This is a genomic window from Aeromonas enterica (assembly GCF_054052465.1).
In genome coordinates this window covers 66430-77372 of record NZ_JBSTYL010000020.1, presented here as the reverse complement: position 1 = coordinate 77372, position 10943 = coordinate 66430, and the positions used below count along the sequence as shown (strand labels likewise).

Genomic DNA, 10943 nt, shown 5'->3' with positions numbered 1-10943 from the left:
AAAATACAGCGCACATTGAAAACGATTTCAATGTGCGCTGTTCATGGAACCAAGCTGACGACGCTCTGTGATGGCAATCTCCCCCTTTAACCGTGTGCCTTGAACTGATTGCTCATGGGGTCGTAGTGATAGCCTATCTGCAATAAACGGGTCGCGAGCTGATCTTCCGTCATGTCGTAATAGGCCAATAACTCCTCCAGACCATCACACTCCAGCCGCAGCTTTTCATTGATGATCCCGAGCAGGATATTGGCATCCAGTCGTTGCAAGGTGCTGACGTCCATCCTCATCTCTCCTCTTCACAAACCGACTGTATAACCATGGGCGCCTGTTCCCGCTTTGTCCATAGTCTAGAAAACACCCACAGTCGGCGATAAATAAATATCCTTTAAAATCAATTACATGAATACATCCCCTGTCTACTTGATCACATTTTTGACCATAAATGGCTTGTCACTGGTGTGAGTTACAACTACTGTACACCCATACAGCATGGTTATTCATACAGGACAAACATATGAGCCAGCCCATGAGTCATCCCCCTTTCGCCGCCTCTGTCAGCATGAGCAATCCTTGGCCCACCCGGCATCAAGGCAAGGGGGAAGATAAGCGTCTCACCGCATCTGCCAGCCAGGAACCGCCGCTGCTCGACGAACTGGTGAGACTGAGCCGCGGCGACACGGGCTGGATCCTGCTGATTGCCCCACCGAGCCTGCCGGTAGCCAAACAGCTGCAGGCACAGGGGATCAATCCTGATCGCGTGCTGGTGGTACACAGCCCCAAGATCAAGAACTGGCAACGCATGCTGGAGCAGAGTCTGGGCAATGGCCACTGCGCGGCCGTCCTGACCTGGCTACCCGAGCAGGTTTCGCTGGATCGCGCCAAGCTGAGCAAGCTGGGACAACGTTTCGGGGTGCTGACTCGCTTCTTCGAGCCGACAGGGACCGCCCTCCCCGTTCACAACGGCGCATTGGCCTATGGCGGACAGGATATCTATCTCAACCATTGATGCCGGGTCGAACGCGCGAAAGGATGAAACCGTGCAAAGGCTGAGTCGTATGAAGCGTCGTAGGCACAGACCAAGACACCAACAAAGATGACAGGAAGGAAAATGCCCCTGCGAGCAACATTCAGCAGGACAACCCAGCCCATGAAGCGGTCGCCAGTCCGGCCTGTCACCCATAGAAAAAGGCGACCCTGGGGTCGCCTTTTTACGCAGTGCCTATTGTTGAACGCGATCTGCGAGTTGGCCGCTTCACGTTATGGCTGTAAAGCGGCTACCGGCAAGTCGGCGACTCAGGAGAGCTTGCCATCGAGCTCGGCAATCTTGGCAGACCAGTAGGCCGGGCCTGTCTCGTGTATGTTGTTGCCCTGAGAGTCCACCGCTACTGTCACCGGCATGTCTTCCACTTCAAACTCATAGATGGCTTCCATGCCCAGATCGGCAAAGGCCACCACACGCGCCTTCTTGATCGCCTTGGCCACCAGATAGGCGGCGCCACCGACGGCCATCAGATAGACGGCCTGGTGCTGCTTGATGCTCTCGACCGTCTTGGGGCCACGCTCGGATTTGCCTATCATGCCGATGAGGCCGGTTTCACCCAGCATCATGTCGGTGAACTTGTCCATCCGGGTGGAGGTAGTGGGACCGGCCGGGCCGACCACTTCGTCACGCACCGCATCGACCGGGCCGACGTAATAGATGAAGCGGTTGGTGAAATTGACCCCTTCCGGCAGGCCTTCCCCCTTCTTGAGCATGTCGGCGATGCGCTTGTGGGCGGCGTCGCGACCGGTGAGGATCTTGCCGGAGAGCAGTACAGTATCGCCGCTCTTCCAGCTGGCAAGCTCGGCCTTGGTGATACCGTCGACATTGACGCGACGCACGTTGGCCCCCGCTTCGCGGGTGATCTCCGGCCAATCAGCCAGTTTTGGCGGGGTCAACTCGGCCGGGCCCGAACCATCCAGTTCGAAGTGGACATGGCGGGTGGCTGCGCAGTTGGGGATCATCACCACCGGTTTGGAGGCGGCATGAGTCGGCGCGGATTTGACCTTCACATCCAGCACAGTGGTGAGGCCGCCCAGACCCTGGGCACCAATCCCGAGCTTGTTGACCTTGTCATAAAGCTCGACCCGCAGCTTCTCTTCGGTGGTCTCGGGACCACGAGCGATCAGCTCCTGAATGTCGATATGCTCCATCAGAGCTTCCTTGGCCAGCACGGCCGCTTTCTCGGCGGTGCCGCCGATGCCGATCCCCAGCATGCCGGGCGGACACCAGCCGGCGCCCATGGTCGGCACGGTTTTCAGCACCCACTCGACCACATCATCGGAAGGGTTGAGCATCACCATCTTGGATTTGTTCTCGGAGCCGCCTCCCTTGGCCGCTATGCTCACTTCCACCTTGCTGCCGGGGATCATGTCGATATGCACGACCGCAGGGGCATTATCCTTTGTGTTCTTGCGGCTGCCGGCCGGGTCGGCCAGCACCGAGGCGCGCAGCGGGTTGTCCGGATTGGTGTAAGCGCGGCGGGTGCCCTCGTCCACCATCTCCTGCACCGTCATGTCGCTGTCCCACTGCACCTGCATGCCGATCTTGACGAAACAGGTGACGATACCCGTATCCTGACACAGGGGGCGATGGCCTTCGGCGGACATGCGGGAGTTGATCAGGATCTGGGCCAGGGCATCCTTGGCGGCCGGGTTGATCTCGCGGTCATAGGCAGCCTTGGCGGCATGGACGAAATCAAGGGGGTGATAGTAGGAGATGTACTGCAGGGCGTCGGCGACGGAATCGATAAAATCCTGTTTTTTAATGATGCTCATATCATCCTCACTGGTCCTTGTCTTCGCCGTACGGCAGAGCAAGGGCTTCCATATGAGCCGTGCTTCGGTGTGGTGGTGCCAGGCTAGGTGCCTGTCGGTCCGATAGACAACGGCGTGTTTTTTCTAAAAATTCCGGCGCCTATGATACGCTTGCCCCCCCGTACCGGCTAGGGAGCAGGGTGCAAACTGTTGCCTGTGTAACAAAAAATGAAACCAACTCTTCATATACACCATTTTGATCACCAGACGGCGCTGCATGCGCTGTTTGCCCGTCTGCAACATCAGCCCTGGGCTATGTTGCTGGAGTCTGCCGGCCCTCAAGGAGCAGACAACCGTTTTGACATCATCACCGCCGACCCGCTGGCGACCCTGCAGACCGAGGGGCACTTGACCTGGATAGTCCAGGGTGAACAGCGCCAGTCGTTTGATGCAGACCCCCTGACCCTGCTGGCACAACGGCAACGCGAACTGCTGGGTGAAATGGCGCCACACAGCGACGCTCTGCCTTTTATAGGCGGCGCCCTCGGGTTGTTTGGCTATGATCTGGGTCGCCGTTTCGAACGGCTGCCGGTGCAGGCTGAGCGGGATGTGTCCGTGCCAGACATGGCGGTGGGCATTTACGACTGGGCGCTGCTGCGAGATGTGGCGAGTGGCGCCTGGCAGCTGGTGCACTGGGGTGACGAGGCTGGCCTCAATCGCCGGCTGCAGTGGCTGGCCGTGCAGCACAAGATGCCAGCGCCGCCATTTGCCCTGCTGGGGGAGTGGCGCAGCAACATGAGCCGCGCCGAATATGGCGAGAAATTTGCGCGAGTACAGGCTTACCTGAGTGCCGGTGACTGTTACCAGATCAACCTGACCCAGCGCTTCAGTGCCGCCTATCGCGGTGATGAATGGCAGGCTTATCAGGCGTTGTCTCGCGCCAACCGGGCCCCCTTCTCGGCCTTTATCCGGCTGCCCCAGAGCGCCATCCTGAGCCTCTCCCCCGAACGGTTTCTGCTGCTCGATGATCGCCATATCGAAACCAAGCCCATCAAGGGCACTCGTCCACGGCTTGCCGATCCGGGGCAAGATCAGGCCAGCGCCCTCGAACTGGCTGGTGCCGACAAGGACAGATCGGAAAATCTGATGATAGTGGACCTGCTGCGCAACGATATCGGCAGGGTGAGCCGACCCGGCTCCGTCAGCGTGCCCAGCCTGTTTGCGGTAGAGTCCTTTCCGGCGGTGCATCATCTGGTTTCCACCATCCACGGCGAGCTGGACGCGCGCTGGCAGGCGGTGGATCTGCTGCGTGCCTGTTTCCCCGGCGGTTCCATCACGGGCGCCCCCAAGATCAGGGCGATGGAGATCATCGAAGAGCTGGAGCCCCAGCGGCGCAATGCCTACTGCGGCAGCATCGGCTACCTGAGTCAGCATGGCCGGATGGACACCAGCATCTGCATCCGCACCCTGATAGCGGCGGATGGCCAGCTGCACTGCTGGGCCGGTGGCGGCATCATTGCCGACTCCGACGTGGACGACGAATATCAGGAAACCTATGACAAGGTGGCCCGCATCCTGCCACTGCTGGATGCGCTGCGCTGAGCGCCTGACGAATGGACAGCAGGATCGCCACGCGAGAGACTCAAAGACAGATCCAAGAGAAAAGTTGAGAGACATAGCCGACATGGACCGCACCGAACTGCTGACCCGCTTCTTGCTGCAACGCCCCGCCCCGGCCCATCGGCTGACGGTGGCAGGGCTCAAGCCCGCCGCCGTCTTGCTGCTGCTGGTCGAGCGGGCCGACGGCCTGCAACTGCTGCTGACCCGTCGCAGCCCGCACCTGCGCCATCATGCGGGCCAGATAAGCTTCCCCGGCGGCAGGCAGGATCCCGACGACCGGGATCTGATCCACACGGCGTTGCGGGAAACCCAGGAAGAGCTCGGTATCACGCCAGCCCAGATCGAGGTCATAGGCACCCTCAGCCCCCTCAATACCGTCTCCCAATACGAAGTGCTGCCGGTGCTGGGAGTGGTTGCCGCCGATTATCAGCTCACCCTGAGCCAAGATGAGGTGGCGCAGGCCTTCGAAGTGCCGCTCAATCACCTGCTGGATCCGCACCACCACATAGCGCTGACCATTCCCAGAGCCGATCACTTCCACACCATCTACTGGATTCCCTGGCAGGACCACTTTATCTGGGGGGCGACCGCCAGCATGATCCGCCAACTGTCCCGCCAGATTTCGATATAACATTTTATCAACATATTGCCGTGCAACATTTGCTCATTAACACTAAAATAACCCAGCACTTTATAAAAAATAATTGATTAATTCTTCCTTCGATCACATTTCCACAAAAGAGTGCGGGTTTCATCCTCATTAAGGTGAATTTGATCAACATTTTTGATTAAAAAAACCGTATCCTTGCGCCGACTAATTAAAACCACACATTCGGGGTGAGACACATGTCTAATACTGTCATCGGCGCACAGGACGTTGCGACCTCACAGGAGCAAGGAACCCGCTCCATCCAATCTCGTGGTTGGACCAAACAAGACACCAGCTGGGTGATCAGCCTGTTCGGCACCGCCGTCGGCGCAGGCATCCTGTTCCTGCCCATCAACGCCGGCATGGGTGGCTTCTGGCCACTGGTGGTGATGGCGCTGCTGGTCGGCCCCATGACCTACCTGGCCCACCGCGGCCTGGCCCGGTTCGTACTCTCCTCCAGCAAGCCCAATGCCGACATCACCGAAGTGGTGGAGGAACACTTCGGCGTGGGTGCCGGAAAATTAATCACCCTGCTCTACTTTTTTGCCATCTATCCCATAGTGCTGATCTACGGTGTCGGTATCACCAACACGGTCGAAAGCTTCATGGTCAATCAGTTGCAGATGACGGCACCACCGCGCTGGATCCTCTCCATCGTACTGATCATGGGCATGATGTCGGTGATGCTGGCGGGTGAAAAGCTGATGCTCAAGGTCACCGAGTTCCTGGTCTACCCGCTCATCGCCATCCTGGTGGGGATCTCTTTCTACCTGATCCCGGACTGGACCGGCGCAGCCCTCTCCCAGGTGCCGTCTGCCAAGGATTTCGCCACCACCCTGTGGCTGACCATCCCGGTACTGGTGTTCTCCTTTAACCACAGCCCGGCCATCTCCAGCTTCTCCCTGGCCCAACGCCGCGATCACGGCGAGCATGCAGTCGAGAGATCCGACGCCATTCTCAAGCGCACCGCCACCATCTTGCTGGGCTTCGTGATGTTCTTCGTCTTCTCCTGCGTCATGAGCCTGACCCCGGCCCAACTGGCTGAAGCCAAGTCCCAGAATATCGCCGTGCTCTCCTACCTGGCGAACCAGCATGCCAGCCCCATCATCTCCTACTTCGGCCCGCTGGTTGCGTTCGTGGCCATTGTCTCCTCCTTCTTCGGTCACTACCTGGGGGCCCGTGAAGGTCTGAAGGGCATGATAGTCCAGAACCTGCGCAAGTCCGGCAAGGAGCCGAACCACAAGAAGGTCGAGATCTTCATCATCGCCTTCTTTATCCTGACCCTGTGGGGCACTGCGGTGGCCAACCCCTCCATCCTCGGCATGATTGAATCTCTGGGTGGTCCCATCATAGCCACCATCCTCTTCATCATGCCGATGTACGCCATCAAGCGCGTGCCGGCCATGGCGAAATACCAGGGGCACATCAGCAACGCCTTCGTCGCCCTGATGGGCACGATCGCCATCTCCGCCATCCTCTACCAGATGGTCGGCTAATCGCCAGAAGCTGACGACAAGGTTGATGCCCGCCCATGATGGCGGGCATTTTTTATGGCGCCATCCCGCCCAATCCCGTGAAATGACCTTGACCGCAGGCTGACCGTCCCAATACCCGACTGGCGTGTGATTGATGGCCCCAGACCCAGTCTCGGCAAGGCGGGGCGACGACATGCCCCTCATCTCCCCATGGTTTGCCTGCCCCCGGATAAAACTCATACCACCTGAATGCTCATTGCTATGAGCCCTTGCCATATAGTTCTCACACTCTTGCAAACCACTAATGGGGCTGGCGGCACGGGCCTGACGTTGCGGCCTTGCAAATAGACAAGCCGCCGCCATGGCTGGCCTTACTTGCACACGGCTCTCCTGTATTCGGCTGTGGCAAACCGGCATAAAAAACGCCCTCCGAAGAGGGCGTTGTCCATGGTGCCATGAAGCGGGCTATCAGGCTTCGCGGCTTGGCAGCGGCGTGGCATCCAGCAGCGTTTCATCTTCGGCCATGCAGGCCGCAGCGGTAAACAGCACGTCGGTGGAGCTGTTGAGGGCCGTTTCGGCAGAATCCTGCAACACACCGATGATGAAGCCCACGGCCACCACCTGCATGGCAATGTCGTTGCCGATACCAAACAGGCTGCACGCCAGCGGGATCAGCAGCAGTGAACCGCCGGCCACGCCGGAGGCGCCGCAGGCACTGATGGTAGCCACCACGGAGAGCAGAATGGCAGTGGCCAGATCCACTTCCATGCCCAACGTGTGTACCGCCGCCATGGAGAGTACAGTAATGGTGATGGCGGCACCGGCCATGTTGATGGTGGCACCCAGGGGGATGGAGACCGCATAGGTATCTTCCGGCAGGCGCAGTTTTTCACACAGCGCCATGTTGACTGGAATGTTGGCAGCGGAGCTGCGGGTGAAGAAAGCGGTCACGCCACTCTCTTTCAGGCAGGTCAACACCAGCGGATAAGGGTTGCGTCGGATCTTCCAGAACACGATCAGCGGGTTCACTACGAAGGCGATGAACAGCATGCAGCCAATCAGCACCACCAGCAGTTGGGCGTAACCGAGCAGGGCATCGAAGCCGGTTTCAGCCAGGGTGGAGGCCACCAGCCCCAGAATGCCGATCGGCGCGCAGCGGATCACCGCCTTGACGATGGTTGAGACGCCGTGGGAGAGATCGGTGATCAGCGCCTTGGTGCTGTCATTGGCGTGGCGCATGGCGATGCCAAGACCGATGGCCCAAGCCAGGATGCCGATGTAGTTCGCATCCATCAGCGCCTTGACCGGGTTGGTCACCACGTTGAACAACAGGGTCTGCAGCACCTCTGTGATGCCGCCCGGCGGCGTGATCTCGGCACTGTTTGCCACCAGATGCAGGTTGGATGGGAACAGGAAGCTGGCGATCACCGCGACCACGGCGGCAGCAAAGGTGCCAAACAGGTAGAGTGCGAGCAGCGGACGAATACTGGTCTTCTGGCCTTGCTTGTGACCGAGGATCGCCGCCATCACCAGCACGAATACCAGCAAGGGAGCAACCGCCTTCAGCGCGCCGACGAACAGGCTGCCAAGCAGACCCGCCGCCTTGGCCCATTCGGGCATGAACATGGCAAGGAGGATACCGAGTACCAGACCGACCAGGATCTGGCTAACCAGACTGGTACTGTTGACCAGTCTTACGAGGGGGTGTTGTTGTGTCATCAAATAGTCCCTGAGCACCGAAGTGCGTGAATCATTAGTCCTGTTGGCAACCACTACGCCAGGCGACACCCATGTCACAGGCTGGCGTCATCTGCCCCGGCAAGCCTTCTATTGAGCCTGTCCGAAAACACACGGGATTGCGGACAAGGAATATCCCATCTGCAATCGCTTTTTTCCACATAATCACTGAAAAATATCCGGTTAACCTCACAAAAAATCTACAACAAAGCGATAACACCATATCAACAGCGCCCAAATTGGGCGCCGTTTTCCTCCGGTTAGCCATCCAGACACTCCCAGGCGGTGGTATCATGCCGGTTTTGCACTGGAGTCCTGCCATGATCACGTCCCTGTTGACCTGCCACTTCGGCTTTGACCAGTTAAGGCCCGGTCAGGAGGCGGTGATCAGCCGGTTGCTGGCAGGCCAGAGCGCCGCCGCCATCTTCCCCACCGGCTCCGGCAAGTCTCTCTGTTACCAGCTACCCGCCCTTGCCTTGCCCCACCTGACCCTGGTGATCTCCCCGCTGATCGCGCTGATGCACGATCAGCTCGCCTTCTTGCACAGCAAGGGGATAGCCGCCGCGACCCTGGATTCGAGCCAGACGCCGGAGGAGAGTCGACGCGTGATGCAGCAGGCCAGCGATGGTCAGCTCAAGATCCTGATGATCTCGGTGGAGCGGCTCAAGAACGAGCGCTTTCGCCGTTTCATCCAGCAGGTGCCGCTGTCGATGCTGGTGGTGGATGAGGCGCACTGCATCTCGGAGTGGGGTCACAACTTTCGACCCGACTACCTCAAGCTGCCGGCTTACCGCCGCGAGCTGAAGATCCCCCAGGTATTGCTGCTGACTGCAACCGCAACGCCGGCGGTCATGGCCGACATGCAGACCAAGTTCGATATCGAGGATGAGGGGCTGATCGTCACCGGTTTTTATCGCGCCAACCTGGATCTGGCCGTTGTGCCCCTGCCCGCCGAGGCGCGCGATGGCTGGTTGCAAGCGGAAGTGCGACGAGAACCCGGCGCCCCCACCATCGTCTATGTCACCTTGCAGCACACGGCGCAGCAATGTGCCGAGCTGCTGCAACGGGTGGGGATCAGGGCGCGTGCCTATCACGCCGGGCTAGATTCGGCCCTGCGCAGCCAGATCCAGCATGACTTCATGGCAAGCAAGGTGGATTGCATCGTGGCCACCATCGCTTTTGGCATGGGGATCGACAAGGCAGATATTCGCCGGGTCATTCACTACGATCTGCCCAAATCCATCGAGAACTACAGTCAGGAGATCGGCCGTGCCGGGCGGGATGGGCTCTCTTCACGTTGCATAGTGCTGGCCAATCGCACCCAGCTCCCCGTGCTGGAGAATTTCGTGTACGGAGATACGCCCGATCGCGCCGCCATAGTGACGCTGCTCGAGATCCTGCAGCAAAGTGGCAGCGAGTGGGAGTTTGGTCTGCTGCACCTCTCCAACGACACCAACATACGTCAGTTGCCGCTCAAGACACTGCTGGTCTATCTGGAGATGGCGGGCATCATAGCGCCAGCCTACAGCTATTTTGCCGAGTATCGCTTCAAGTTCGTGCTGGACAAGGCCGAGATCCTGGCCCGTTTCAATCCGGATCGACGCCAGTTTCTGGAACAACTGTTTGCCTGCGCCCCGCAGGCCCGCAGCTGGTGCACCATGGACTTTGATGCACTCTGGCAAGGCTATCAGGGTGAGCGGCAGCGAGCAGCGGCGGCACTGGATTATCTGCAACAGCAGGGCTGGATAGAGCTGGAAAGCAAGCAGATGACCGATGTCTATCGGATCCTGCGCCAGGGGGTGGACATCGATGTGCTGGCCGATGAGCTGTATGCCCTGTTCGAGAAGAAGGAGTTGAGTGAACTGGCCCGGTTGCAGGCCTTGCTGGCTTTCTTTACATCGACTCGCTGCCTGAGCCATGAACTGGCACGCTACTTTGCCGATGAGCAGGCACCAAGCCAGTGCGGGCACTGCTCCGTCTGTCGTGGTGAGGTCGCCATCCTGCCACCACTGCCTACCCTCACCCTGCCCAATGAAAACGGGTTGCGTGCCTGGTGCGACCCCTTGATAGCCTTGTGCCACACCCGCCATCCTCGCATTCTGACCCGTTTTCTGTGCGGCATCGCCACGCCACTGACTACCCGGGTCAAGGCAAAAAGCCTGGCGGGCTTTGGCCAGCTGGCCGCGCATCCATTTGCCGACGTGCTGGCGGCTGTATCACGGCTCTACCCCGCCCATAACGACTGATCATCTCTGTGCAGGTTCACACAACGCTCAAAAAATAAGACCCTCGCTTTTGCGAGGGTCAAGCCAACGGAAACGTGCTTAAACAGAGCTTTGTATCAGCAGCCAACCACTCTCTTGCTAAAGCACTGACTGCCTGACACAGGGCCAATCTAGAGCAGTCGCAATGTAGCGTCAATGTAAAAATTAGAGCTAAAGCACCAAACAGAGAGCATTACGCTAACGTAAGCGTAATGTAATTTCCTATTCCCATTCCCCCTCCCCTTGCCCCATCTAGGCTGTAGCCAGATGACCCGATAAATTCGATCTTCTTTCCATTTTCTGGCAAACATTTATTTTTTATGTCTTTGACATTTACCTCACTATCGTGGCAAAAATAATTTAACAGTCAGTAACATAGGTGTGTCACTGATTGCGCCT

At 58.6% G+C, this 10943-nt stretch carries 8 protein-coding genes; 5 read left to right on the top strand and 3 right to left on the bottom strand.

The window, feature by feature from the left end; genetic code table 11:
• Positions 1-86: 86 nt before the first annotated feature.
• Entirely contained in the window at positions 87-284 is a 198-nt protein-coding gene (locus tag ACW5XD_RS18115) for a DUF4250 domain-containing protein (protein WP_005300391.1), read from the bottom strand.
• A gap of 233 nt (positions 285-517) precedes the next feature.
• On the opposite strand from ACW5XD_RS18115, the gene ACW5XD_RS18110 reads away from it, so the two are divergent.
• Positions 518-1009 (top strand): cell division inhibitor SulA, encoded by a 492-nt coding sequence (locus ACW5XD_RS18110; protein WP_456496066.1) that lies wholly within the window; start codon positions 518-520, stop codon positions 1007-1009.
• 287 nt (positions 1010-1296) lie between these two features.
• Here ACW5XD_RS18110 and ACW5XD_RS18105 read toward each other — a convergent pair whose 3' ends face one another.
• On the bottom strand, positions 1297-2820 hold the full coding sequence (locus ACW5XD_RS18105; protein ID WP_456496065.1) for a fumarate hydratase: 1524 nt from the start codon (positions 2818-2820) through the stop codon (positions 1297-1299).
• 294 nt (positions 2821-3114) lie between these two features.
• Here ACW5XD_RS18105 and pabB point away from each other — a divergent pair, with 294 nt between their 5' ends.
• From pabB to ACW5XD_RS18090, 3 genes are all read left to right on the top strand, one after another.
• Positions 3115-4401 carry an aminodeoxychorismate synthase component I gene (gene pabB / locus ACW5XD_RS18100; RefSeq protein WP_456496088.1) on the top strand — a complete coding sequence of 429 codons (1287 nt, stop codon included), beginning with the start codon at positions 3115-3117 and terminating at the stop codon, positions 4399-4401.
• 82 nt (positions 4402-4483) lie between these two features.
• The gene (locus tag ACW5XD_RS18095) at positions 4484-5050 is read left to right on the top strand and encodes a CoA pyrophosphatase (RefSeq protein ID WP_456496087.1); all 567 of its coding nucleotides are present in this window, start codon (positions 4484-4486) and stop codon (positions 5048-5050) included.
• A 215-nt stretch (positions 5051-5265) separates the two neighbouring features.
• Positions 5266-6564 (top strand): serine/threonine transporter, encoded by a 1299-nt coding sequence (locus tag ACW5XD_RS18090; RefSeq protein ID WP_456496064.1) that lies wholly within the window; start codon positions 5266-5268, stop codon positions 6562-6564.
• A 447-nt stretch (positions 6565-7011) separates the two neighbouring features.
• On the opposite strand, the gene sstT is transcribed toward ACW5XD_RS18090, so the two are convergent.
• On the bottom strand, positions 7012-8262 hold the full coding sequence (gene sstT / locus ACW5XD_RS18085; protein WP_456496063.1) for a serine/threonine transporter SstT: 1251 nt from the start codon (positions 8260-8262) through the stop codon (positions 7012-7014).
• A gap of 338 nt (positions 8263-8600) precedes the next feature.
• Between sstT and ACW5XD_RS18080 the strand changes: the two genes are divergently transcribed.
• Positions 8601-10526, top strand: a complete 1926-nt coding sequence (locus tag ACW5XD_RS18080; RefSeq protein WP_456496062.1) for a RecQ family ATP-dependent DNA helicase — start codon at positions 8601-8603, stop codon at positions 10524-10526.
• Positions 10527-10943: the final 417 nt, after the last annotated feature.